The following is a 24,810-nucleotide window of genomic DNA, read 5'->3' on the forward strand; positions in this document are numbered from 1 at the left end:
GATAGCGGACGGCGAGCGGGTGTGCAGGGCGGGACGGTCTATCAGACGCGGAAGGCCTGAACGGCTGTACGCAACCGTCCGCCCAGCACTAGCAGATTCTCCCCTTGCTCACGCCCTTCACCAATGCGCAGCAAGTTATCCCCACCCAATTGATGGATGCGCTCACTGTGATCGCGAATCTCGCTGACCGCGCCACTCTGTTGCGCGGTGACATCGGCGATACGCACGGCCGTGTCGGCAATGGTCTGGATCGCGCCGACGATTTTATCCAGCGCACCATCTGCCGCCTGCGCCTGATTGGCCGTGGCTTCGGCGTGTTCGACCTGCGCGCGCATGCCCTCTACCGACTGACGCGCGGCGGTTTGCAGGCCAGCAATCAGCGTCTGGATCTCTGCTGTCGCGCCTGCGGTGCGTTGCGCCAGTGAGCGGACCTCTTCCGCCACCACTGCAAACCCGCGACCCATTTCCCCGGCGCGGGCCGCTTCGATGGCGGCGTTCAGGGCCAGCAGGTTGGTCTGGTCGGCAATCGAGCGGATCACCGTCAGCACGCCGCCGATGGTCGCCGACTCTTCCGCCAGGTGCTCGATCATCTGCGCGTTGCCCTGCACTTCACCCACCAGCGCATGCAGGCCGGTCAGGCTCAGGCCGATGACTTTCTGGCCGTGTTCGACCGCCAGGCCGGCATGGCGACTGGCATCCGCTGCCTGACTGGCATCGCCGGCGACTTGTTGAATGGTCGCCTCCAGTTCACCGAGGGAATCGCGAATCAGTGCTGTGTCGCCTGCCTGGTGTTCGGCACCGCTGTGCAGGTCGTTGCTCAGGTCGGCCAGGGTTCGGCTGCTGCCGGCGACCTGCTCGGCATTGAGACGAATGGTCCCGACCAGATCCACCAGGTAAGCGCGCAAGCGATTGAGCGACGCTTGGATGTCATGCAATTCGCGATTGGTATTGCCCAACTCGATGTCGCGGCTGAAGTCGCCTTCGGCCCAGGTGGACAGGGCTGGCGCCAGGTTGGTCAGGGTTCGAGCCAGGCGTCGTTGCAGGGTATCGATGAGCAGAGCGATCAGCAGGATCAGCCCGATCATCACACCCTGCATCAAGCGCACTTCGCCCTGAATCTGCCCGTGCTGGGCGCGGACCACCGGTTCGAGTCCGGCAATCGCTTGTTGCACGGCGGCGATTTTCAGGTGCGTGGCGGCACTGAGGTCGGTGCGTTTCTGAATCTGATCACGGGTGCGCGACAGCTCGGCCGGGTAGCGCGTCAGCAGACTATTGAGTTCGCGCTTGAGGCCCACGCCAGCGTCTTCCGCAGCGGCTTTCTCATTGTTTTCCAGCCCCATCATCGAGGCGAAATCATCGGTGCTGGATTCGGTCTTGGCGGCTACACCGAGCAGTGGCAAGCCGCTCAACAACTCTGCCTGAGTACGGATGTTGGCCACTTCGCGCTCGACATCGGCGGCCAGTTCGCTACGACCGCTGCTTACCAGTTTGTCCCGGGCCAGCGACAGCTTGCCCAGATGTTGAGACGCGGCGAGCAGCGGCGTCAGGTAGGCGGCGTTAGCGCTGGCGTACTGGCTGAGCTGGTCGAGACTGGCGCCGAGTTCGCGCTCGGCTTGCAGCAGCAGGGCCTGCGGGTCGCCCGCGAGTTTGCCGGCGGCCAACAGGTCGGTTTTGCTGAACTCCTCCAGCGTCGACAGGCTCGGGCGCAAGGTGTCGGCCAGCGTTGGTGGCAACTCACCGAGCTCTTTTTGCAGGACATCAATCGCCTGGCTGGCGCTGCTCAGGCGCAGGGCATCGCCACTGGCGAGGTAGTCCTCGATATTGCGCGCGACTTCATTCTGAAATTGCTGCGACAGCCCCAGGTAACGCTCCATCAACAGATAGGGGCGCTCCAAGGCCTTTTGCGACCACCACAGCGTGGCGCCAAGGGCCACGCACACGGCGACTAAAAGGAGGGTGTTGAGATTGGTCAGCAGCTTCAGGCGCATAGCGGGTCTACCAACGGCAGAATGGTAAGCACCTGAATTTATTGCGTTTGTGTTACAGGGTTATGACCGAGTCGGTGGATTCTGATGAAAAAGTGGCACTTTGCTGTGACGTTCGCGCCGCCTGAACACGATTTCGTCCGGCGTCCTTGGCTCGGTACAGCGCCTCGTCCGCCTGGCTGGCCATCATCAGGCTGTCGGAGTGCTCGCACAACTCCACCACGCCGGCACTGAACGTGCACCACAGGTCTTGGGGCTGCGCCGGATAGTGGATCTCGGCAAAGCGCTGACGAATTTCATCCAGCACGGCGTAAGCCGATGCGAGGTCGGTGTCAGGCATGACGATTGCGAACTCTTCACCGCCATAGCGGCCGATGAAGTCGGTCTTGCGCAGGCGTTGCTTCAGGAACAGTGCCAGGCTCTTGATCACTCGGTCGCCCATGGGATGCCCATGGCTATCGTTGACCCGTTTGAAGTGGTCGATGTCGAGCATCGCGAAGCTCAGCGGCTTGTTCTCACGGCGGGAGCGGAAGCTGCAGTCTTCAAGCAATTGCAATATGTGCGTGTGGTTGTACAAACCGGTCAGGCTGTCGCGGACCATCCGGGCTTTCAGATTGCGTGCCCGCGCCGCGCGGTTGCGCACGGTGGTGATCAGGTGGCGCGGCTTGATCGGTTTGGTCAGGAAGTCGTCGCCGCCTTCGCTCATGGCGTCGAGCTGCTTGTCCAGATCGTCTTCGGCCGACAGGTAAATGATCGGGACGCTGACGTAACGGTCGTTGTGACGGATCACCTTGGCCAGTTCCGTACCGGTGCAGGTCGGCATGTACATGTCGAGGATGATCAGGTCAGGCTGAAAGTCCGAGAGTTCGGCCATGGCCTGAATCGGATCGATCAACGTGCGTGTGACGATCCCGGCGCTATTGAGCAGGCGCTCGGTGTGCAGGGCCTGGGCGCGGGAGTCGTCGATGATCAGCACTTTATAAGGTTCGTACTGGGCGACGCAGGTCAGGACTTCGATTTTCTCCAGCAGGCTCGAAGCCTCCAGGGTGCCGGTGAGAAACTCCTGGCCGCCGGCGCGCACGGCGGCCAGACGGGTCGGGGTGTCGGTTTCGTGCAGGCTGAAGAACAACAGCGGCAGGCGATGATCGAGACCTTCCTGGGCTTCGGCGGCCAGTTTCAGGCCGATACCGGGCCCACTGAAGTCCACGTCCATGACGATTGCAGCGGGCAAGCGCTCGACCATCGCGGAGCGGAATGCAGCAACGCTGTCGAGGGATTGGGCGCTGAGCCCGAAAAATTCCAGTTGCTTGGCCAGGCGCTCGGCGCGGTCGTGATCCTGCAGCATCACGTAGATCGGCTTGCGCAACGGCGGCAGGAAGGTTTGTTCGTACTGATCGCCATGCCGCAGGCCGGTGCGCGACAGGCGCTGCATCAAGCGATTGAGGTCGGTGATCAGCCCGCTGCTCAGGCGTCCGCGATTGGCGTCGACAGCCTCCAGCGACTGGCCGATGTGGCGCGCCAGTTGAGTATGTTCCGGTTGTTCGAAGCGCTCGGCAAACCGCAACAGGCGCAGGTTGGCCTCGCTCAGTTCCGATAAGTCGGTGATGGACCACTCACTGCGTTGCAGGCGCTGCCAGATCTCAAGAATTTGACGTGCCTGATGAATTACCCGCTGGGCAAAGTGGTGCTTGAGGCGCTCACGGCTGGGGTCTTCTGGCTCGGTCATATCCTGACTACTAGTTAGGGTAAAAGCTGAGATCGACTGGTGGCTCTATGCTAGCACCTCTTTGCAATTGCACGAGTGTCGGACGTCAATAATCTGTAATGCGGCGTCATTCAGTTTGTGACCGGTCGGTCGGATAGGCTCAAGGCGTGTGCTTCCTTTATAGTGGCGCCTCGACGATGCAATCCTGGCTCACAGCAGCGCGCCGATTAATACGCGGCAAAACGAGGCACGATGGCGTAGGGTTGTGGTCGAACCGATGAACTCAAGTGATTGAAAGGATATCGCCATGCTGGACTGGAAGAACCGCGCGGGCAGTGCCCCTGAACGTGCCGCTGAACCGAAGTCGGCCACCCGCAGTTATATCGGCGGCCTGCTGTTCAGCCGGGCGCTGGCCACCTTGATCGGCCTTTACCTGCTGGTGGCGATTGCCCTGGGTTGGTATTGGAGCGAGGAGCCCGCGCTGTTCCCGGTCCAGCAAAATGCCCAGATCGCTGCCGAGAAAGAAGGCAAGCAGATGGTCGTCGGGTACACCACGGTGGAAACCCTCAAGACCGTCGCCGGTACCTTGCTGACCAAACCGGGTGGCTATATTTCCAACGACCGTTTCCCGCCGGGTCTATGGATGGACAACATGCCGAGCTGGGAATATGGCGTGCTGGTCCAGGTCCGCGACCTGAGCCGTGCACTGCGTAAAGATTTCGCCCGCTCCCAGTCGCAGTCGGCCGAAGACGCCGACCTGGCCAAGGCCGAACCGCGTTTCAACTTCGACAACAAGAGCTGGGTGCTGCCTTCCAGTGAGTCCGAGTATCAGGAAGGCATCAATTCCCTGAGCCGCTATCAGGCGCGGTTGTCCGATCCTAACCAGAAAAGCGCCCTGTTCTATGCTCGTGCCGACAACCTGAACAACTGGCTCGGTGACGTTGGCACCCGCCTGGGTTCGCTGTCGCAACGCCTGTCGGCCAGCGTCGGCCGGGTCAAACTCAACACTTCGCTGAAAACCGAAGTCCTCGCGCCAGGGCAAGTGCCACAGGTTGACGAAGAAATCGTCGAAACGCCGTGGATGCAGATCGACAACGTGTTCTACGAGGCTCGCGGTCAGGCCTGGGCACTGTCTCACCTGCTGCGCGCCATCGAAGTCGATTTTGCCGACGTATTGGCCAAGAAAAACGCCACGGTCAGCGTGCGCCAGATCATTCGTGAGCTGGAAGCATCACAAGAACCGGTCTGGAGCCCGATGATCCTCAACGGCAGCGGCTTCGGTGTGCTGGCCAACCACTCGCTGGTCATGGCCAACTACATTTCCCGGGCTAACGCCGCAGTGATCGATCTGCGTCAATTGCTCAATCAAGGCTGAGTCATGGTTGATAACGCCAAAGAGGCCGCCCATCGTGCGGCCTCGGATGCCGAACAGATAGCCTGGGTCGACGAGCAGGACAACCTGCTTGGCGCCCTGGTCCGTTCCGACTTGCGCGAGCGTGGGCTGATCGGGCGCGGCACCTACATCATGCTGTTCAATTCGGCCGGTGATCTCTGTGTGCACCGCCGAACCTTGAGCAAGGCCATTTATCCGGGATACTGGGATGTGGCAGCAGGGGGCATGGTGCTCGCCAGCGAAACCTACGCCGAGTCAGCCGCCCGCGAGCTGGAAGAAGAGCTGGGCGTGAGCGGTGTGGAACTGACCGTCCACGACCACTTCTTCTTTGAAGACACCGGCAACCGGCTCTGGTGTTCGGCGTTTTCGGCGGTCTGGGACGGGCCGTTGATTCTGCAGCCCGAAGAGGTGCTTGAAGCGTGCTTTATGCCCATCGATCAGGTCATGCTGGAAATCCAGCAAAAGCCTTATTGCCCGGACTCTCTGGCAGCTTTACGGCGTTATCTGAAGGCCCGACAAACCGACGTCGCAAAGAAGGTATAAATTGGCGCCGATTGGCTCTTAGCAAGTCGGCTTTTTGCCGTTACACTGCGCGACCTTTTCAAACTGAACCGGTACTGCTTTTTGTAGAGTCGTCCGGTTCGGTAGCGCTGCCCCTGCCTGAGTGGGGCTTCGCGGTCGATGGCACCTGCCCAGGTTGCCGCGACCAGTCTTTGTCCTCCCAAGAGGATTGCCGGTGGCCAAAAAAGCCGCATCCTTCGCCGCCCTTGGTGGCCTGGTATTTTCCACCGACGCAGGTCGTCATTGCCCGGATTGCAGTAAACCGGTGGACGCCTGTATCTGCAAGCAGACCGTTATTCCGGCCGGCGACGGCATCGCTCGCGTGCGTCGCGAAAGCAAGGGCCGTGGCGGCAAGACGGTGACCACCATCACCGGCGTGCCGTTGGCCGAAGATGCGCTCAAGGAACTGGCCACCACGTTGAAGAAACGTTGTGGCACAGGCGGAGCGTTGAAAGACGGGATCATTGAAATCCAGGGCGATCATGTCGAGCTACTCTTGGGCGAGCTGATCAAACTCGGTTTCAAAGCGAAGAAGTCCGGCGGCTAGCAGCCTCTGTGAAAACCACCCTCGGCTTGATCCAGTCCTGACAACGGGTCTGGCGTCGTCTACATGGTTTTCACAGAGCCTGTTCTGACCGGTTTCTAAACTCAAACCTGAATGTGAGGTCTATCGCCCTTACATGCAGGCTAATCGTCATTTTCATTCTTTAGACTGCGCCGGCCTGAACCCAGGCGACGCTCTATGACTTCTTTATAGGGGACTTCAATGTCCGTACGACGCACACGCAAAGACGATGGCAGCCAATGGACAGTTGCGGACAGCCGCAGTGTTTACGGGATTCGCCATTGGGGGGCCGGGTATTTCGCGATCAATGACGCCGGTCGCGTCGAAGTTCGTCCGAACGGTCCGACCAGTTCGCCTATTGATCTGTTCGAGCAAGTCGACCAACTGCGCAAAAGCGGTTTGTCCTTGCCATTGCTGGTGCGTTTCCCGGATATCCTGCAAGACCGTGTGCGTCAGCTGACCGGCGCCTTCGATGCAAACATCGAACGCCTGGAATACCAGAGCAAGTACACCGCGCTGTACCCGATCAAGGTGAACCAGCAAGAAGCTGTGATCGAAAACATCATCGCCACCCAAAACGTTTCCATCGGCCTGGAAGCGGGCTCCAAGCCTGAGCTACTGGCCGTGCTGGCGCTGGCGCCGAAGGGCGGCACCATCGTGTGCAACGGTTACAAGGACCGTGAGTTCATCCGTCTGGCGCTGATGGGCCAGAAGCTGGGCCACAACGTCTTTATCGTGATCGAGAAAGAATCCGAAGTCGGCCTGGTGATCGAAGAAGCGGCCTCGCTGAAGGTCAAGCCTCAGGTCGGCCTGCGCGTACGTCTGTCGTCCCTGGCCTCGTCCAAATGGGCGGACACCGGCGGCGAGAAATCCAAATTCGGTCTGTCGGCGGCGCAATTGCTGTCGGTGGTCGAGCGTTTCCGCGCCGCGGGCCTGGATCAGGGCATTCGTCTGCTGCACTTCCACATGGGCTCGCAGATCGCCAACCTGGCGGATTACCAGCACGGTTTCAAGGAAGCGATTCGTTACTACGGCGAACTGCGCAACCTCGGCCTGCCGGTGGATCACATCGACGTGGGCGGCGGCCTGGGCGTGGACTACGACGGTACGCATTCGCGTAACGCCAGTTCGATCAACTACGACATGGATGATTACGCCGGTGTCGTGGTCGGGATGCTCAAGGAATTCTGCGACGCGCAGAACCTGCCGCACCCGAACATCTTCTCTGAAAGCGGGCGCTCCCTGACCGCTCACCACGCCATGCTGGTGGTGCAGGTCACTGACGTCGAGAAACACAACGACGACGTGCCGCAGATCGACAACAAGGAAGAACTGCCGGAAACCGTGCAATGGCTGGTTGACCTGCTGGGTCCGACCGACATCGAGATGGTCACCGAAACCTACTGGCGCGCGACGCACTACATGAGCGACGTGGCCACCCAGTATGCCGACGGCAAGCTGACCCTGGCGCAAAAAGCCCTGGCCGAGCAATGCTACTTTGCCGTGTGCCGTCGCCTGCACAACTCGTTGAAAGCCCGTCAGCGTTCGCACCGCCAGGTGCTCGACGAACTCAACGACAAGCTGGCCGACAAATACATCTGCAACTTCTCGGTGTTCCAGAGCCTGCCGGACACCTGGGCCATCGGCCAGGTCCTGCCGATCCTGCCGCTGCACCGTCTCGACGAAGAGCCGCTGCGCCGCGCCGTGCTGCAAGACCTGACTTGCGACTCCGACGGCAAGATCAAGCAGTACGTCGACGAGCAGAGCATCGAAACCAGCCTGCCGGTGCACGCGCTGAACGAAGGTGAAGACTACCTGCTGGGGATCTTCCTGGTCGGCGCTTACCAGGAAATCCTCGGCGACATGCACAACCTGTTCGGTGACACCGACTCGGTGAACATCTACCAGAACGCCGACGGCAGCGTGTACCACGCGGGTATCGAAACCCACGACACCATCGAAGACATGCTGCGTTATGTGCACTTGTCGCCGGAAGAACTGATGACCCACTACCGCGACAAGTGCGCCAGTGCCCGCATCACCGCGGCCGAGCGCACCCAGTTCCTCGACGCTCTGCGTCTGGGCCTGACCCGTTCGTCTTACTTGTCTTCGTAAGGTAGGGCACCGCTCCCATCAGGTTGTCTGAAAATGCTCCGCACGCTGCGGAAATTTCAGATGACCTGGTGCGACGCGTCTTTGATTTCCAGCGAAATGACTCACATCCACGTCTATCCCTGCGATGTGGTCTTCTTTTCGCGTAGGTCATTTCCTAAGTTGTAGTTCAGCTCTCTACTCGGCCAACTCTCTCGGAGAGAATCCCCAGCCGCCCCTCCTGTAGAGAATCGCCGATGTTCGATCCAGCCAACGAGCCGTCATTTCGTCTGGATGTAGAGGGTCTGCCTGATCCCTTTGCGGTCTTGGCCTTTAGCGGCAGTGACGCGATCAGCGAACCTTTTGAGTTCAACATGGAGCTGCTGATTGACGATCCGGCACTGGACCTGGCAAGCCTGTTGTACCGGCCGGCCTTTTTGCATGTCGGTCCACCGGGAAACGGTTTTCACGGACAGTTGCATGAACTTGTCCAGGCCGGACAGGGCGCCACACCCAGGCGCTGTCGCGTACGCCTGAGGCCGAAACTGGCCTGCCTGGCCCAGCGGTTCAGCCAGCGTATTTTCAGCAGCCGTTCGGTCCCGGAGATCCTCGCCCAGGTGCTCAAGGAACATGGTATTGCCGGCAAGGATTGGCGTTTCGAGTTGACCGGCGATTACCCGCCTCGGGATTTCTGCACGCAGTTTCAGGAATCCGACCTGCAATTTTTCCAGCGGCTATGCGCGCAGGAACGCCTGCATTACCACTTCGAACACCGCAGGCGTGGTCATTGTCTGGTCTTGGGTGACGGGCATGTTCAGGACGGCGCAGAGTTGCCTTTTGTGCCGATGAATTTGGCCATTGGCCCCCGAATGCACAGCCTGCAAAGGGCTTGGGTGGTCGAAGTCGATGAGCCTCAACCCGATGTGACCAGACCTGTCGCGGTGCAATTTGACTGGCTCTATCAGGGCGAAGGCGCTGCCCCCAGCCACTGTTGGTTGTCGATAGCGCCTGAATTGAGCGGCGCCCACACCCTGCCTATGAGAGAAGGTCTGGAGGTGCTGGTGAGCTTTATCGAAGGCGATCCCGATCAACCGCTCATCACCGGATTTCTTCGCGGCCCGCCAGTCGTCCAGGCGCCAGGCTTGGCCGATGCGCAGCCCGCTGTGGTGGCGGATAACAATGGGTCGGTTGATGGATTGTTGCGCCTGTTACAGTCCAGTGAACCGTTGGTGTTGCTGTGTCTGCTACCCGGCGGGGGCAGTTTCGTACATTGCACACAAGTCCTTTGCGCTTGCCGGGCGGCGACACAGCTTGGCCAGAGCGGTGCACCATGATTGCCGCCCAGGCTCCCGATCCAACTTCACAATGGCTCTTGCTCGATGCGCCGGGCGTACCCGGGGCCGGAGCAACGCTGCGGCAACCCTTTGCTCACGTCCGCCAGTACGGGCTGTTTGACGACACCGAATGGCAGTCGTTACGGGATCACGGGCCCGTGCTGGTCGACCTCAAGGGATGCCCGGCGCTGGCCGAGCGTTGTCTGCGCGAACCCCACCTGTGGAGCGGGTTGTGGCTGGTCAGTCAGGCGTCTGCGTCACAGTTGCTCGAGCATTTACGCCGCATGCTCACCGTCACTGTTGGCCTGCATCACCGCGCCTTGCTGAGTTTCTACAATGCCCACACGGCCAGTTACTTTTTCGATGCCTGCGATGCCCCGGAACTGAGTCGCTGGCTCGGTCCGATCCGGCAGATACGCTGGTTCGGTGGAACCTGGGCTGATCGGGCCATCGGTTGTCAGGGCTGGCAGCAGTTGTTCAATCCGGGGCTTGTCGTCAAACCGCTAGGAATTGAGGAAGACCTCAGTGCGCGTCAGCGCGACGCTTTGCAAACCTGCCTGCTGGAGCAGCATGCCTGGCGCTGGAGCCAATCCACCGGTCGCGATTACACCCGTCTATGGTTCCATCTGAGGGAAGGGCTGGCGCTGGGCTTCAGCGAGCGAGCGGTGCTCGATGGCTGGTTGTGGCTACGTTTGCAACACCCCGGCGCAAAGCTTGAACTGCCTTTGTCGGGCGCCACCCAGCAGGCGCGTCTCGATAGCCTGCGCACCCTGTGGCAGAACGCTCAACCCAGAGAGGGCCCTGACCCCATCATCCAGTGAACCAGCCGTCGTTCTTGCGCAAGTACCAGGCAAGCGCGCCGAGGGTCAGGCTGCGCAACACCATGAACAGCAGAAAGGTGATCCACAGTCCATGGTTGCCCAAGCCTTGCAGCGCCCAGGCGAAAGGCAGCAGCAGGACCACGGTCAACAGCATGCCGTTGCGCATTTCCCGGGCGCGAGTGGCGCCGATGAACAGCCCGTCGAGCAGGTAACTCCACACCGCAATCAGTGGCAGCCCGGCGAGGTAGGGCAGGTAGATGAAGGCGGTGTCGCGCACGCTCTGGATGTTTGTCTGCATCTCGATAAACACATGCCCGGCGAACGCAAACAGCACGGCAAAGCCCAGGCTTGCCAGCAATGACCAGCCGCAGGCGACCACCAGAGAACGCCGCAACGCCTCTCGATCACGGGCGCCGATGGCGTGCCCGCACAGGGCTTCCACGGCATGTGCCAGACCGTCCAGTGCGTGGGCCGTCAGCAGCAAGCCGTTCAGCAGCAGTGCGTTGGCGGCAACGGTGGCATCGCCAAGTCGCGCGCCTTGCACGGTGATCAGGAAAAACACCGATTGCAGCGCCAGGCTGCGGATGAAGATGTCGCGATTGACCGCCAGCAATGGCCGCCAACTCTGCCACAGGGCCAACGCGGCCCAGACGATATGACCGGGGTAGGCGCGCAGGGCTTTGCGCGTCATCAGCAAACCGATCAGTGCGCCGGTCCATTCGGCAATCACCGAGGCGCGGGCGGCACCGACCACGCCCCATTCAAGCCCGAGGACGAACCACAGGTTCAGCGCGATGTTCACCAGGTTGGTACTCAGCAGAATCGCCAGCGGCGCCCGGGCGTTCTGGGTGCCGAGGAACCAGCCGACCAGTGCATAACTGGCCAGCGCTGCCGGCAGTCCGAACAGCCGCGTGTGGAAAAACTCGCGGGTCAGTTGATCCAGCTCTGCCGAGGGTTGCATGAAGTGCAGCGCGACGCCGCTCAAGGGAACACCCGCAGCACCCAGGACAATCGCCAGGCCCATGGCCAATAACAAGCCTTGCAGCAAAATCTGCCGCAACGCCGCGCCATCTCCGCGGCCGGCAGCCTGCGCCGCGAAACCGGTGGAACCCATGCGCAGAAAACCCATGGCCCAGGCCAGGAAGGTATACAAACTGGCCCCGACGGCGACGGCGCCCAACTGATGGGCGTGGGGCAGGTGGCCGATGACCGTACTGTCGACCAGCGCCACCAGCGGTACGGAAATGTTCGACAGAATCATCGGCGCAGCCAGCGCCCAGACCCGGCGATGGGTCGGGCGGTCACGCCAGTCGGCAATCAGGTTGGACATGCAGGCTCCTTGGCGAAGCCGGCATTGTAGCGATAGTTGGAGGTGATCGTTCTCACGCTCTGCGTGGAACGATCAATCGCGAGCAGGCTCGCGCCTACAGGGATTTTTGGGTATCAGTGGATGATCCAGCTCAGCAGCCACAGCCCCAGCAGCAACCAGATAATCCCCATGATGACCGACGCATTCATGAACGCCCGAATCGCCGACCACAACAGCATCAACCCCAGGATCAGCGCAATGATGTTGATGATCGAAGTGTCCATCCCCAGTGTCCGGGACAACCCATCGACAAAGTTGCTGCCGGCGTGGCTCAACAAGTTGAACAAGCCGCTGAGGGCGTCAACGATAAAGCGGATGACCGAACCGAGCGCCTGGCCGAGCCATTCGAAAAAACCTTCTACCTGCATGTCGTTAACGTCCTGATGTAAGTGGTTGAGCCTTGGGCCATTGATCGCAGTGGCGAGTTCCCCACAAGCATAGAGGGTTGCACTGCACCTGTGGGAAAAGCGCCCTTGCCATCCCCGGCCATCCCCCCGAAGCTATACGCCTTCAGGAGAGCCCGATGAACCTTGTTGAACTGACCGAACGCCTGCATGCCATCCGTGACCGCAACGACTGGCGGCAATTTCACAGCCCGAAAAACCTGGCCATGGCCGCCAGCGTGGAAATGTCCGAGCTGGTGGAGATTTTCCAGTGGCTGACCGAAGACCAGTCGCGTCAATTGCCGGCCGACAAGCTCGCCCACGCCGGGCAGGAAGTCGGCGACATCGTGCTCTATTTATTGCTGCTGTGCAGCGAGTTGGGGCTGGACATGAATGAAGTCGTGCGCAGCAAACTCGCGGACAGCGAAAAGAGGTTCAGCTGATGAGCGATCGTCATTTCGATCAACTGGCGACACGCTTCGCCGAAAAAATCTACGGCGGGGCCAAAGGCGCGATCCGCCTGGCGGTGTTGCAGGCCGACCTGGCCGAATCCCTGCCGGACCGGCCGCTGCGTGTGCTCGACATCGGCGCAGGCCTGGGCCACATGTCGTTGTGGCTGGCCCAGCGTGGTCATGACGTCACGCTGGCCGAGCCCGCCGAACCGATGCTCGAAGGCGCCCGCCAACGTTTCGCCGAGGCGGGGCAGAGCGCGACCTTCATCCAGGCACCGTGGCAGGAACTGCTCGGTCAGCTCACCGAACCCTACGACCTGGTCCTGTGCCATGCCGTGCTGGAATGGCTGGCCGAACCTCACGCGATTTTGCCGGTATTGCATCAATTGACGAAAAAAGACGGCTGGTTGTCCCTGGCCTTCTACAACCGCGATGCGTTGATTTACCGCAACCTGCTCAAGGGTCACTTTCGCAAGATGCGCAAGAACGACATGGCGGGCGAAAAGCAGAGCCTGACCCCGCAACAACCGCTCGACCCGCGTGAATTGGCGGCGCAACTTGAGGGCTTGTGGCAGGTCGAAACCCAGAGTGGCGTGCGGGTTTTTCACGACTATATGCCCGTGGAATTCCAGGCCCGTGCCGAGCTGGTGGACCTGCTCGAAATGGAGCTGGCCCACCGTCGTCACCCGAGCTTTGCCGGGCTCGGGCGCTATTTGCACTGGATCTGTCGGCCGGTCTGATCGGAGCTCGAAATGAAAAGTCGTTCAGGGTTACTGGTGATCTGTCTCGGGCTGGCGGCCTGTCAGGGCGGCAACCCGTACGTGGCCTCGTCCAACCCGATTCCGCCGGCGCCACCCGGCGCGGCCAAGGTGTTCGATCGCAGCGCCTACCCGGCGCCGCCTCATGACTATGGGCGTTATCGCAGCTGGGCATGGCTCGACGGTCATCTGCCGCCGGGTACCACTTGGGCAGACTCGGCGCAGGTGGCCGAAATGGTCAGCAATGCCCTCGATCAGCGCGGCCTGCGTCCGCTGCACGATAACCGTCCGGCCGACCTGTTTGTCAGTGCCAATCTGCACGTGGAAACCCGCTGGCGCCAGCAGCAGGACGACTACGGTTATTACGGCGCTGGTTATGGCGGTTACAACCACTATGGCAACGGTTACGGCATGTACGGCAGCGTGCCGATCGTGCGCACCTATCAGGAGCAAGTCCTGGTGGTGCAGGTGGACTTTTACGACGCCGGTACCGGTCAGCCCGTGTGGAGCGGTAGCGCCGAAACCGGCCAAAGCGGCAGCCAGAGCGAGCAAGCCGACGCCCTGCGAAACGCTGTAGAAAAGGCAATGTCGGCGTATCCTCCCAGTTAGCTTCTGTCGTTAAGAAGCGTTGCGCAGGTTATGCCTCAATCGGAGAAAGATCATGTTCCGCCGTCTTGTTGTACTGGCCGTGGCCGCGCTGCTCAGTGCCTGCGCCGCCAACCAGGTGAATCATGACTTTGACGCCAGCCGCGACTTTGCCGCCTACCGCAGCTGGAGCTGGAAAGAACCCGCCCTGCAATACCGCCCCGATGACCCACGAATCAAGAGTGACCTGACCGAGCAGCGCATCCGCGAGTCGGTCGGTGATCAGCTCGATCAGCGAGGCTTGCGTCCGGCCGCTGCCGGCACTCGGGGCGATTTGAACGTGCAAACCTACCTGATCGTCGAACAGCGCCAGCAACAAGTCACCACCAGCTATGGCGGCGGTTATGGCAACCCCTGGAACGGTTACTGGGGCGCGCCGATGTACAACGAAACCCGTAACGTCAGTTACAAAGTGGCGACCATCCAGATCGACCTGCTCGACGGCAAAGACGGCAAACTGGTGTGGCGCGGCAGCGACGAACAACTGCTCAGCGGCTCGCCGAACCCGGAGGATCGCAGCAACGCGATCCACGAAACCGTGACGCGCATCCTGGCCAACTACCCCCCCAAGCTGACTCACTGACACCCCCTCACCCCTGTGGGAGCGAGCAGGCTCGCTCCCCCATTTTGATTTGTTGTGAGTTTGCTGGCGAGTTGCCAGCAGTCTGGCCAATCCTTGTCTACACTGCTCTCACCAATGGAGAAAGCCCCCGGCTGTGCACCGGCAAAGGAGTGCGCGATGTCTCCCCGCTTGCAGTTTCGTGGACCGGCCCGGCAACGGGGAGCGATTGGTTTGATGGCGGCGCTGACCTTGGCGCTGGCGCTGGTGTTCTTGCTGGTAGTGGTCGATACCGGCCGGCTCTACCTGGAAAAACGCAACCTGCAACGTGTCGCCGACATGGCCGCGCTGGAAGCCGCCACACGGGGCGGTGACTGTTTGGCCGGCACAACTGCCGTCACCTACGCTACTGCCAGCGCTCAGCGCAATGGTTTCGCCATCCCCAGCGTCGGCCGTGCCTTGGCCGTTGCCTGCGGCGTGGTGAACGTGAACGCCGGCAATATTCGGGTGTTCGCGGCTGACGCGAGCAAAAGCGAGGCGATTCAGGTCATCGCCAGCCATGTGGTGCCGCAGAGTCTGGCTGGCGGACTCAGCGCAATGTTCGGCGGTGCGCCCGCCAACTCAACCATTAACCTGACTGCCAAAGCCGTAGCGGGTGTTGCAGGGCCGCCGGTTGCCCAACTGAGTATTCAAAGCACACTGGCGGACGTTAATTTGTTGAACGGTATGTTGTCTGGTTTGAGCGGTGCACCGATCAATCTGACCCTCGCGAGTTGGAACGGTTTGGTCGCCGCCAATATCAACCTGCTCAAATACATGGACCAGCTCGCCATTGACCTGCACGTCACCGCCGGTGACTACGCACAACTTCTCGGTGCCGACGCCACCGTGGGCCAATTGCTCCGAGCCGCCGCGACGGTAGCCCAGGCCAATGGCGCGACGGCGGACGTACAGACTGGTCTGGATGGGCTGGCCAGCACCGTCGTCAACCCGCTCAAAGTGCATTTGGGTGACATCTTGCAGTTGCAGACGGGCAGCACTGCATCCGGCCTGAACGCCAACGTGAACGCCTTTCAACTGGTCCAGGCGTTTATCGAGCTGGGCAACAGCAAGAGTGCGCTGACCGGCACGCTTCCGGTGAATCTGCTGGGGTTGGGGCTCGGGGCCACGGCCAATATCAAAGTGATCGAGCCGCCGCAGTTGTCGGTAGTGGGTAACCCTGCGTTGGCAAAACTGGCGCCTTTGGGAGCCAATCGAATCTATGTGCGCACCGCGCAGGTCCGGGTATTGGTGAGCCTGGATTTATCGTTGGTCACCAATCTGCTCGGCGTGGTGACGAGCACTTTGTCCGTGGTCACCGGGTTGCTGGGGCTCGATTTGTATGTATTGCCCAATCCCAATCTGGACGTGAGCCTGGAGGCGGGCGGGGGCAGCAGTTACGTCACCGACTACACCTGCGCCAGCGAGACCAGTAAAAGCCTGACCGCTTTCACCACCACGACCGTGGCTGAATTGCGGGTCGGGCGCGTCAACTCCAATTGGGCCTCTTCGGCCGGGCCTCTGAGCGTCACGCCCTTCACCTTGCTCGATATTCGGCATGCCGGCGTACCCTTTTCCGGCGGTGGCGCTGAAGTCAGGATCGACAGCCCCGTCGTGCCGACCAGTGCATCAACCACGTTCATCAACCCACCGAAAGTTGGGCTGGCCCCCTCCAATCCGCCTTACACCTTGACCGCCACCAATGCGATCTCCGGCTTGTCGCAGGCGATCAATCCCTTACCATTGATTATCCACACGCCGTCATTCAGTCCAGGTTTCCTGTTGCAGGTTGTATTCGACTTGCTGAACTCACTGCTCACCAGTGTGTTTTCGCTGCTGACGACGACATTGAACTCAATCCTCAGCCCGCTGCTCGACAACCTGCTCAACACCGTCCTGAAAACCCTCGGGATCGAGGTCGGGAAAATTCAGGTCGGCGCCAACCTCAGCTGTCACTCCGGCCGGGCATCGCTGGTGATCTGATCATCGAGGGCAACCGGCAGCTCGATGCAAAACCGTGCGCCCTCAGCCGAGTTGCGCACGCTCAGGCGTCCGCCCATGTTCTCGACGATGCCGTAGCTCACCGACAACCCCAACCCCGTGCCGATGCCGACCGGTTTGGTGGTGAAGAACGGTTCGAAAATTTTCTCCATCAACCGCGGATCGATGCCGCCGCCATTGTCCTCGACCCACAACCGCACCGACAGTTTGTCCCGTTCGGCGTACACCGAAATCCACGGCTTGAACTCGCGGTCGGCCTCACGTTTGCTCAGCAGCGCGTCCCGGGCGTTGACCATCAGGTTGATCAACACCTGCTCCAGCTGATCGACGTAGCCGCGCACTTGCACGTCAACACCGGTTTCGCTGACGCGTAGTTCGACGCCTTTGCCGCGCATGCCTTCGCCCAGCAGCGACAGCGTGCCTTCGATCGCCTGCGCAGGGTTGAACGGATGTTGTTCGATCTCCGAGCGGCGGCCAAACACCCGCATGTGATCCACCACCCGTGCGGCGCGCTGGACCTGGGAGTCGATGCGGTTGAGCTTGTCGGTGAGGTAGTCGATCTGCACCTCGCCCGTGCTCAAACGCTTGAGCACATTGACGATGGCCATGCGCATCACGTTCAGCGGCTGATTGATTTCGTGGGCCAGGCCGGTGGCCATTTCGCCGAGGGTGGCCATTTTGGCGCTCTGGGTGAGTTGCTGCTGCGAGCGTCGGACTTCGGTGTTATCGCGCCCGACGGCCTGAATCTCCAGCAGGTGCCCTTGCTCATCGAACACCCCTCGATCCGACCAGACCCACCACGCGTGCTCCCGGCCAGGCAGTTGCAGATTGATTTCGGCGGTACTCACCGGGAATTCCGGGCTCAGTTGACTGAGCCGTTGCACGAACGCTTCGCGTTGTTCGTTCGACATCCATTGGCCCAGATTCACCCCGGGCAATTGTTCGGGCTGGCATTCCAGATAGGTCGCCAACGGCCGATTGCCGAAGGTCAGTGTCAGGTCCGGGCGATAGCGGCAAATCATCGCAGGGGAGTCTTCCACCAGAATCCGATAGCGCTCCTCACTCTGCTTCACCTGTTCGGCGGCGAGGGTCGCTTCGGTGACGTCCAGCCACAAGCCGACGGCTTCCACTGGCAGACCAAGGTCATCGCGCAACAGTTTTGCCTCGTCGAGCAGCCAGTGGTAATCACCGCGATGGTCGCGCAGTCGGTAACGGGCGCGCACCGAACCTTCGCGCAACAACTGCCGGGTGCGCTCGAAATACTGATCGCGGTCCTGCGGGTGAATGCGTTCGATCAACGCCCCGGCGCTGCAATCTTCGAGGGCCAGCCCTAGCAGTGGTAGCAGGCTGTTGCTGAAAAACGTCGGTTGCAACGCGCCTTCGACGTAACGCTGCACGTAAATCACCGCGGGTGAGCTGGCGATCAGATTGTCCAGCCGAGCATGGGCGGTGGCGGCGTTCTGTTGCTGATTTTTGATGTCGCTGATGTCGAGCATGAAACCGAGCAGACGCCGTTGTTTGCCGGCGCCCAAGGCCTGACCTTGCAGGCGATACCAGATCGGCGCTTGTGTTGCATCGGCTCGATGCAGGCGCACGCACAGCAACAACGGGGTGCCGGCGTCCTGCAAATCCTCCAGGCGACTGCGCAGTTCTTCGCGGTCGGCGGGATGAACGCTATCGAGCCATTCGTTCAGCGGTAATTGTGTGCTCGTCAGGTTCAGCACGCTGGCGAGCGACGGCGCCAATTGCACCTCGGCGCTGTCGCTGAACACTTCCCACCAACCGGTGCCCAGCAATCCTTGCAGCGACTCCAGCCGTTCCAGTTGCAGTTGATGTCGATGCTCGCGCAAGCGCTCCAGCAACGGGCTGACGAGTGCGGCGCCGAGCTGCAGCCAGTCACTGTCGTTGAGGTCCGGGGCACGTTGCTGCGCCGAATAGACACCGCAGAGCAACCAGGCGACCACACCGTGAGCATCGTAATAGGGCACCGCGAAGCCGTCGGCATGCCCAAAGATGTCTTGCAGGCGCGGGTGCGTGGCGGGCGTCAGGTGTTGGGCGACCGAACCGTTCAAACTGTCGAGCCCGGTGCCCAGGCGCTGAGCGTTTTGCCAGAGCTTCGGCGCATCGAGGGCGGTGTATTGCTGATGAATTTGCCAGCCCTGAGCCTGTTCATCGAGCAACGCCACCGCGACGCACGGGATATGAAAACGTTGCGCCAGCATCTGAAGCTGATCCAGCAAAACATCGGGCAGACGCACCAGGCTGCACAGGCGCAGCTGTTCGCTGATCTTCGCCGTGAGTAACTGGTTCTGTTCGCGGCTGCGCGATTGCCGGCGCTCGAGCAAGACGTCGCCGATGTCGAGTAACTGCAACAACCAGTTCTTGTCCGCGGGCTGGACCCAGCCGCGCAGGTGCAACGGTTGTCCGTTGAGGGTGTAGAAGTCCAGGTCCAGGGTCTGTCCATGCCAGTCGGCGGGCACACCTTCGACCGCGAGGCCGCTGTGGGGCATGAGGTAATCCACCAGCAGCGGGGACTGCGCGGCAGGAATCTGTTGGGCCAGCATATGACGCAGCGGTCCCGTCTGATGAATCACCCGGCCTTCGGCATCCAGGTACAACTGCAAGCCGACACTCTGCACGCACAGGGTGTCGGGCATGGCCACAGGCTGTGGCGGTGGGCGGTTCAGCAGACGGCCGAACAGTTTGTCCCCGGAACTCAAAATTGCAGACTCGAACTGGCGCTGAGCGTCGCCGGCAGATCGGGCACCGAGCCGACTCCCGGCAGTACCAGAAACGGCATCACACGGTTGAGCTTGCTGGTTGGGTAACTGATTTGCACCTTCAGCACCCCGCCGACAAAGGTGATGGTGGTGTCGGTGGCGACATTGAAGTTCAGTGCGGCAGGAATCCAGGCCAACTGCCGGGTCAGTTCGGCCGCCGCGGTGGCTTGCACCGTGGCCGCGTAACCGGGCGCGCTCGGGTCCACCGCCACGCTACGGCGCACCGCTTCGGCGGTCGACTGGTTGAACGATTGCATTAGCAACAGCGGCAAGCTGTAACTCACAATCCCATAGAGCACGGCGAAAAAGAGCACGAACACCAAGGCGAACTCAATCGCAACGGCGCCTTTTTGCTTGCGGGGGAGGCTTGATTTCATGAGTGCGTCTACCCTGACTGTCACAGCGTGATATCAGCATAGAATCATTCAGCAATAACGGATGTTTTTTACCGAATGCAAAGCTTTGTTTTGTTGATCTGGCTGACGTGCTGCGCGGCACAGGATGCCCGGGAAAAGCACATCGCCAACGGTCTGACCCTCGGCGCAGGCGCGTTGGCGCTGACCTGGTTGCTATGGACCGACACCACTTGGCTGGGCGCCGAGGCCGCTCAGGGAGGTTGGGCGTTGTTGCTGGCGCTGGCCTTCACTTTGCCCGGTTATGCGTTGCGCCGCATGGGCGCGGGCGATGTAAAACTGATGGGCGCCTTGGGTCTCGCGACGGACGGTATGCACCTGCTGGGCAGCTTTATCGGCGCCGCACTGGCCAGCATTTTATGGCTGTTGGTGGCGCCAAGAGTCTGGCTTTATTTGGGTCAAGGGCTTAGGACTCGTCTTCGATACATGGAGCCGGGAGTGTCAAGAAAACAGCCATTTGCACCCTTTGTGTTGGTGGGTTTGTTATTCACGTTCGCCTGGATTCACTAGTCGCCCGTTCTATGTACAGAGTCAGAAAGTGCGTCTACTTTCAAAGCACTGGTTGTACAGCCTGGGTCTGTCAGTGCAGGAGCGGTCAGTGTTGGCCTGAGCAGGGAGTGGCGCGTGAATAAGTTGACGTCTGCGGTAAAAATCCTGGTGGTCGATGATCAGCCTTTGATCGTGGAGGAGCTGTGCGAATTCCTCGAGAGCAAGGGCTATGGCTGTATTGCGTGTGAGTCCGGCCAGCAGGCGATCGAGCGCTTTGAGGAGGATCTGGATGTTGGCCTGGTGCTGTGCGATTTGCAGATGCCGGGCCTGGACGGGATTGAGTTGGTTCAGGCGTTGCAGCGGCTGTCTGGCAAGCATCGGGCGTTTGAAGCCATCATGCTGACGGGACGTGCGGACAAGCAGGATGTGATCAAGGCGTTGCGGGCCGGGTTTGCTGATTACTATCAGAAGCCGGTCGATCTGGGTGAGTTGCTGGAAGGGGTTCAGCGTCAGGAAGTGGCGTTGCAGGAGCGGCATAAAAATCTGCAGTTGGGGCATTTGAATCAGAAGCTGCAGTATCTGTCCGAGTCGATCGATGATTTGTATCAGGATCTGGATAAGGTTCGACGTGTGCCTCAGGCGGATGTTGGCGACGCTGGTGTCAGTGATGTGGATCGGGTGGAGATGCCGACGATTTTCAATCAGTTGTCGCCACGACAGCTGGATGTGGCGCGGTTGGTGGGCAAGGGGCAGACCAATTATCAGATTGCCTGTGAGCTTGGGATTACCGAGAACACGGTGAAACTGTATGTGTCGCAGGTGTTGCGTTTGACGCATATGCATAACCGGACGCAGTTGGCGTTGGCGTTGTCGCCCAACACTTCTGGGATGCGCCAGCGGGTTACGGCTCACTGATGCACACAGGTTTAACCTGTAGGAGTGAGCCTGCTCGCGATGACGGATTTACATTCAACATTAATGTGAATGTCAGGCAGCTATCGCGAGCAAGCTCGGTCCCACAGGGGATTGGGGGTTGCTGGGGATTAGCGATGTGGCGCGGGTTTGGGCAGTACGAGGTTGTCCATCATCCGGTTCGCCGCCAGTTCGGCGAGCATGACGATTTGCTGGATGGCCATGGCGGTGTTGCGGTGCGGGCCTTCCAGGTAGGCGGCAAAATCGCCGGCCATTACGCTGGCCTGGGCCAGGGTTTCACAGGTGTGGGCCAGCAGGTCTTCGTCCTTGAGGCCCGGTGCGAGGAGGAACATGGTGCTGGGGTTGCGGGTGGGCGGTGATTTCAGCGCTGCGGGATTGAGGTGGTGATTCAGCGCGCGTTCGGCGGCGTCGTGGAATTTTTTGGAATCGATGGATTCGTAGGGGGAAACGTCGTCGGTTTCCGGGGTATTTGGTGTTTCTTTGATCATGGTGAAGCTCCAAGGATTATGCACCAAGTAAGCTAATTCAGGCCGCGACGCCCAGTCGCTGAATTTGCAGCGACCCCCAAAGCCTATCCCCATGGCTTCCGACACAACAACCGACACAACCTGTCGGAATTCGCCTCAAAAACCGTCCAGGCTGTAGGACCAGCGTAAATTTTCAGACGGATCTCACTCGAAATGTGGGAGCGACGGTGCGACGATTCGACCTGCTCGCGAAGGCAACAAACCAGACACAAAAAAACCAAAACCTACCCCCCCGACCCACTGCTCACCGTCCCCCCCTGATCCTGATCAAAAAACTGCGGGATCTCATGCTCATAACTCTTCAACCAGCGCTGCATGCTCAGTTCCCGTTCAGTCGCTGTCGAGGTCTGTGGTTTCTGCGAAGCGGCCTTGTTACTGCTTTGCAGTTGCAGCCAGCCTTCGGTTTCCGCTTGTTGTGGCGAGGATGGGCCCTCGAGTGCATGGGCGGCGAGGGGCAGGGCCAGCAGGCCGAGGCAGCTGAGGACGATTGGTTTCATCGCAAAGGACTCCCTATTGGAGGCTCGGCGTCGTGACGACGGCGACCTGGTTCGCAGGAATCGGGCCTGTCCTGCCCGGGGTCTTGAGTTTTTGTGCGCGTTCCTGGGCTTCGGTGACCTGGGCGGGGCTCAGGCCCAGGCGGCTGACGAGTTCGGCGGCGCGGCTCCAGTCGTCCTGGTAGATCAGCAGCGTCACCATGTTCAATGCGGCCAGTTGATCGCCTTGCTTGAGTTCCATGGCCGTGAGGAATTCGAAGCGCGCATCGTCGACGCGCAGTTGATTGAGGTACACCACGCCGAGGTCGTTGCGGATTTTGTCGTCGGTGGGCGCTAGCCGCGCGGCACGCAGCAGGTGGGCCTGGGCCAGGCCGTTATCGCCCTTGGCCGCGGCGAGTTGGCCCAGGCCGTGTTCGGCTTCGGCGGCCATGCAGGTGCCGAGCAGGCTGCGGTATAACGGCTCGGCTTCGCTGCGACCCAGCAGGCGGTAGACCTTGGCGCGGCGCAGGCGTACGTCGGCTACGTTGTCCGGCAGGCTTTGCAGGTTGGCGAGGCTGGCGTGCAGTTTGCCGTCGTTGGCCATGTCGTCGGCCAGGTTCAATTTCAGCTGTTCTTCGGAACCCAATTTGCTGCAACTGGCGCTGCTGGTCAGGTGGTTCCACGGTGCCTGGCCGTCGGTGGCGCAACCGCCCAATAACAGCAAACTCAAACCGGCAATCATTGCTTTCATCAGGATCCCTCTACGAACCAATGGCGTGGGCCAAGGCGGTGAAGCCCGGGCCGGCCAGCACGATCAATAACGCCGGGAAGAGAAACAGCATCATCACGACGGACATTTTGGCGGACATCTTGGAGATGTATTCCTGCAGGCGCGTCAGGCGCCGGTCATCGAATAACTGCTTGAGCGTGAGCAGGGATTTCATCGCGCCGCCGCCCTGATGGATCAGCTGTTCAAGGATCACGCAGGTGTCGGTGAATTCATCGACCGCCAGCAAACGACTGATCTTGTGCAGTTCTTCGCCCAGTTCCAGACCGGAATCAACACGGGCCAACACCAGCTGCAATTCATGGGTCAGCGCGGGCATGAGTTTTTTTCCTTCGGTGCTCAGGACACGCAACGATTGCTCCACTGCCATGCCCGATTCGAACATGATGCGCAGCAGCGGGATGAAGGTGGAAATTTCCAGTGCCAACTGTTTTTGTCGACGCTGCGAAGCGGCGGCGAGTAAACGTTTAGGCAGCAAATAGCCGATGGCCGTGGCAAACAGCGGGGCGATCCAGTGGTTTTCCACGCTGGGGTAAAACAGCCCCTGAAACACCAGACTCAAAGCCAGTACCAGCACCGGCACGCCCACCTGAAAGGCGGCGAACAGCGAGCGCCGGCGGGCGCCGCGCCAACCCAGGCGGTTGAGCAGTGTCTGGGTTTCGTTGTCCAGATTGACCGAGCGCTGACCAATCCGGCTATCGCCCAACACCTGCAGCCAGCGCCCCATCTGACCCTGTTCAAGCGGCTTTCCGTCCAGCCGCTGGGCGACCTGGCGCGCCCGCCGCCGCTGCTCCAGCAGGCTGCTGAACAGCAACAGCGCGGCCCCTGAAAACAACAGCGCGCAGATCAACAAAGGCATTTTCATACGCTGCGCAACATGCGCCAGAGCGCCAGGCTGCCCACCACCTGCAGGCCGAACGCTGTCGCCAGCATGATTTGTCCCGATCTGTCGTGCCACATCGCGAGGAAGTAGGTGGGGTTGGCGACCAGAAAATAGCCGGCCATCGATATCGGCAAAATGCCCAGCACCCACGCGGTCACTCGGGTTTCGCCGGTCATGGCGCTGAGCTGGCGGGCGGCCTGCTCGCGCTCACGGATCATCTTGATCAGGTTCTCCAGCAGTTCGCTGGCATTGCCGCCGTAGCGGTGATTGACCTTCAAACCCAGGGCAAGCAAACGCAGTTCATCTCTCTCATACAACTCGGCGAAGTCCGATGCGGCGTCGGGCAGGCTGACGCCCAGTTGCACGTTGCGCTGGACCCGGCCCATCGCATTTTTCAGAGGATCCTCGGCAGCCTCGATGGCGCCGAGCAGGGCATCGGCCAGGGTGCGCCCGGATTTCAAGCTGCGCACGGTGTGATCAAGCAACGGCGGAAGTTGCTCGATCATGCGCTTGAGTCGACGTTGATAACGCCAGCTGACATACAGCCGCAGGAGCAACGGCGGCACCAGTACAAACACCAGTGCACCGATCCAGCCCCCAACGACAAAACCCAGCAAAATACCGAGGGCCCACAGCAACAGCCAGCGCCCCAAACGTTCGGAGGGACGCCCGAGACCGGCGCGCAGAAACGCCCTTTCCGGTCCGGCCCAGGTAGTTTTTTCGACGACGATTTGCGGTTGCCCTTGGGTCAGACGACCGAGCACGCGTTCGGTCCCGGTCTGGCGCAACCCGCGGAGCAACATGCGGATCGACAGCCCGAACAGGATCAGGCAGACGAGAATCAGCAGTGCCGGTTTGAGCATG

General features: G+C 60.7%; 24 protein-coding genes. 13 read left to right on the forward strand and 11 right to left on the reverse strand.

Features of this window, described 5'->3' with window-relative positions; genetic code table 11:
* Positions 1–41 precede the first annotated feature (41 nt).
* Positions 42–1,988, reverse strand: coding sequence for a methyl-accepting chemotaxis protein (locus J2X66_RS18935; RefSeq protein WP_310267042.1), 1,947 nt, complete (start codon positions 1,986–1,988; stop codon positions 42–44).
* 52 nt (positions 1,989–2,040) lie between these two features.
* Positions 2,041–3,711, reverse strand: a complete 1,671-nt coding sequence (locus tag J2X66_RS18940) for a PleD family two-component system response regulator (protein ID WP_310267044.1) — start codon at positions 3,709–3,711, stop codon at positions 2,041–2,043.
* 286 nt (positions 3,712–3,997) lie between these two features.
* Here J2X66_RS18940 and J2X66_RS18945 point away from each other — a divergent pair, with 286 nt between their 5' ends.
* The 6 genes from J2X66_RS18945 to J2X66_RS18970 all read left to right on the forward strand — a co-directional run bounded on the left by J2X66_RS18945 (position 3,998) and on the right by J2X66_RS18970 (position 10,455).
* Positions 3,998–5,065, forward strand: coding sequence for a DUF2333 family protein (locus J2X66_RS18945; protein ID WP_123435973.1), 1,068 nt, complete (start codon positions 3,998–4,000; stop codon positions 5,063–5,065).
* Between the two features lie 3 nt (positions 5,066–5,068).
* The gene (locus J2X66_RS18950; RefSeq protein WP_310267047.1) at positions 5,069–5,626 is read left to right on the forward strand and encodes an NUDIX hydrolase; all 558 of its coding nucleotides are present in this window, start codon (positions 5,069–5,071) and stop codon (positions 5,624–5,626) included.
* A gap of 193 nt (positions 5,627–5,819) precedes the next feature.
* Entirely contained in the window at positions 5,820–6,191 is a 372-nt protein-coding gene (locus tag J2X66_RS18955; RefSeq protein WP_027921891.1) for a translation initiation factor Sui1, read from the forward strand.
* Positions 6,192–6,410: 219 nt separating this feature from the next.
* On the forward strand, positions 6,411–8,324 hold the full coding sequence (gene speA / locus J2X66_RS18960) for an arginine decarboxylase (RefSeq protein ID WP_310267050.1): 1,914 nt from the start codon (positions 6,411–6,413) through the stop codon (positions 8,322–8,324).
* 233 nt (positions 8,325–8,557) lie between these two features.
* Positions 8,558–9,634 carry a contractile injection system protein, VgrG/Pvc8 family gene (locus J2X66_RS18965; RefSeq protein WP_310267052.1) on the forward strand — a complete coding sequence of 359 codons (1,077 nt, stop codon included), beginning with the start codon at positions 8,558–8,560 and terminating at the stop codon, positions 9,632–9,634.
* Positions 9,631–10,455 (forward strand): DUF4123 domain-containing protein, encoded by an 825-nt coding sequence (locus tag J2X66_RS18970; protein WP_310267054.1) that lies wholly within the window; start codon positions 9,631–9,633, stop codon positions 10,453–10,455. Before J2X66_RS18965 ends, J2X66_RS18970 begins: the two co-directional genes overlap by 4 nt.
* Here the strand turns inward: J2X66_RS18970 and J2X66_RS18975 are convergent.
* Both J2X66_RS18975 and J2X66_RS18980 read right to left on the reverse strand, forming a co-directional pair.
* The gene (locus J2X66_RS18975; protein WP_310267056.1) at positions 10,445–11,785 is read right to left on the reverse strand and encodes an MATE family efflux transporter; all 1,341 of its coding nucleotides are present in this window, start codon (positions 11,783–11,785) and stop codon (positions 10,445–10,447) included. The genes J2X66_RS18970 and J2X66_RS18975 overlap by 11 nt on opposite strands.
* 113 nt (positions 11,786–11,898) lie before the next feature.
* The gene (locus J2X66_RS18980; RefSeq protein WP_027921886.1) at positions 11,899–12,192 is read right to left on the reverse strand and encodes a hypothetical protein; all 294 of its coding nucleotides are present in this window, start codon (positions 12,190–12,192) and stop codon (positions 11,899–11,901) included.
* A gap of 155 nt (positions 12,193–12,347) precedes the next feature.
* Here J2X66_RS18980 and J2X66_RS18985 point away from each other — a divergent pair, with 155 nt between their 5' ends.
* From J2X66_RS18985 to J2X66_RS19005, 5 genes are all read left to right on the forward strand, one after another.
* Positions 12,348–12,650, forward strand: coding sequence for a MazG-like family protein (locus J2X66_RS18985; protein WP_007947666.1), 303 nt, complete (start codon positions 12,348–12,350; stop codon positions 12,648–12,650).
* On the forward strand, positions 12,650–13,399 hold the full coding sequence (locus J2X66_RS18990) for a methyltransferase domain-containing protein (protein ID WP_310267059.1): 750 nt from the start codon (positions 12,650–12,652) through the stop codon (positions 13,397–13,399). The genes J2X66_RS18985 and J2X66_RS18990 overlap by 1 nt, the downstream gene beginning before the upstream one ends.
* Positions 13,400–13,411: 12 nt before the next feature.
* Complete coding sequence (locus J2X66_RS18995) at positions 13,412–14,026, forward strand: DUF4136 domain-containing protein (RefSeq protein WP_310267061.1); 615 nt, start codon at positions 13,412–13,414, stop codon at positions 14,024–14,026.
* Positions 14,027–14,078: 52 nt separating this feature from the next.
* Positions 14,079–14,645 (forward strand): DUF4136 domain-containing protein, encoded by a 567-nt coding sequence (locus J2X66_RS19000; protein ID WP_310267063.1) that lies wholly within the window; start codon positions 14,079–14,081, stop codon positions 14,643–14,645.
* 156 nt (positions 14,646–14,801) lie between these two features.
* Positions 14,802–16,643: a pilus assembly protein TadG-related protein gene (locus tag J2X66_RS19005; RefSeq protein WP_310267065.1), complete on the forward strand. Its 1,842-nt coding sequence runs from the start codon at positions 14,802–14,804 to the stop codon at positions 16,641–16,643.
* On the opposite strand, the gene J2X66_RS19010 is transcribed toward J2X66_RS19005, so the two are convergent.
* Positions 16,613–19,381 carry an ATP-binding protein gene (locus J2X66_RS19010; protein WP_310267067.1) on the reverse strand — a complete coding sequence of 923 codons (2,769 nt, stop codon included), beginning with the start codon at positions 19,379–19,381 and terminating at the stop codon, positions 16,613–16,615. The two genes, J2X66_RS19005 and J2X66_RS19010, sit on opposite strands and share 31 nt — an antisense overlap.
* Positions 19,378–19,818: a pilus assembly protein gene (locus tag J2X66_RS19015; protein ID WP_310267069.1), complete on the reverse strand. Its 441-nt coding sequence runs from the start codon at positions 19,816–19,818 to the stop codon at positions 19,378–19,380. The genes J2X66_RS19010 and J2X66_RS19015 overlap by 4 nt, the downstream gene beginning before the upstream one ends.
* A gap of 75 nt (positions 19,819–19,893) precedes the next feature.
* Here J2X66_RS19015 and J2X66_RS19020 point away from each other — a divergent pair, with 75 nt between their 5' ends.
* Together J2X66_RS19020 and J2X66_RS19025 are read left to right on the forward strand one after the other, a co-directional pair.
* Positions 19,894–20,364 carry an A24 family peptidase gene (locus tag J2X66_RS19020; protein WP_310267071.1) on the forward strand — a complete coding sequence of 157 codons (471 nt, stop codon included), beginning with the start codon at positions 19,894–19,896 and terminating at the stop codon, positions 20,362–20,364.
* A 114-nt stretch (positions 20,365–20,478) separates the two neighbouring features.
* The gene (locus J2X66_RS19025; protein ID WP_310267074.1) at positions 20,479–21,258 is read left to right on the forward strand and encodes a response regulator transcription factor; all 780 of its coding nucleotides are present in this window, start codon (positions 20,479–20,481) and stop codon (positions 21,256–21,258) included.
* Between the two features lie 128 nt (positions 21,259–21,386).
* On the opposite strand, the gene J2X66_RS19030 is transcribed toward J2X66_RS19025, so the two are convergent.
* The 5 genes from J2X66_RS19030 to J2X66_RS19050 all read right to left on the reverse strand — a co-directional run bounded on the left by J2X66_RS19030 (position 21,387) and on the right by J2X66_RS19050 (position 24,809).
* On the reverse strand, positions 21,387–21,764 hold the full coding sequence (locus J2X66_RS19030) for a DUF6124 family protein (protein WP_310267076.1): 378 nt from the start codon (positions 21,762–21,764) through the stop codon (positions 21,387–21,389).
* A gap of 263 nt (positions 21,765–22,027) precedes the next feature.
* Positions 22,028–22,300 carry a DUF3613 domain-containing protein gene (locus J2X66_RS19035; protein WP_310267078.1) on the reverse strand — a complete coding sequence of 91 codons (273 nt, stop codon included), beginning with the start codon at positions 22,298–22,300 and terminating at the stop codon, positions 22,028–22,030.
* A 13-nt stretch (positions 22,301–22,313) separates the two neighbouring features.
* A complete protein-coding gene (locus J2X66_RS19040; protein ID WP_310267081.1) occupies positions 22,314–23,027 on the reverse strand; it encodes a hypothetical protein in 714 nt (237 codons plus the stop codon).
* Positions 23,028–23,037: 10 nt separating this feature from the next.
* Positions 23,038–23,928 carry a type II secretion system F family protein gene (locus tag J2X66_RS19045; protein WP_310267083.1) on the reverse strand — a complete coding sequence of 297 codons (891 nt, stop codon included), beginning with the start codon at positions 23,926–23,928 and terminating at the stop codon, positions 23,038–23,040.
* Positions 23,925–24,809, reverse strand: a complete 885-nt coding sequence (locus tag J2X66_RS19050) for a type II secretion system F family protein (RefSeq protein ID WP_310267084.1) — start codon at positions 24,807–24,809, stop codon at positions 23,925–23,927. Before J2X66_RS19050 ends, J2X66_RS19045 begins: the two co-directional genes overlap by 4 nt.
* Between the last annotated feature and the right edge of the window lies 1 nt (position 24,810).

The organism is Pseudomonas sp. 3296 (assembly GCF_031456615.1).
GTDB lineage: Bacteria > Pseudomonadota > Gammaproteobacteria > Pseudomonadales > Pseudomonadaceae > Aquipseudomonas > Aquipseudomonas mucoides.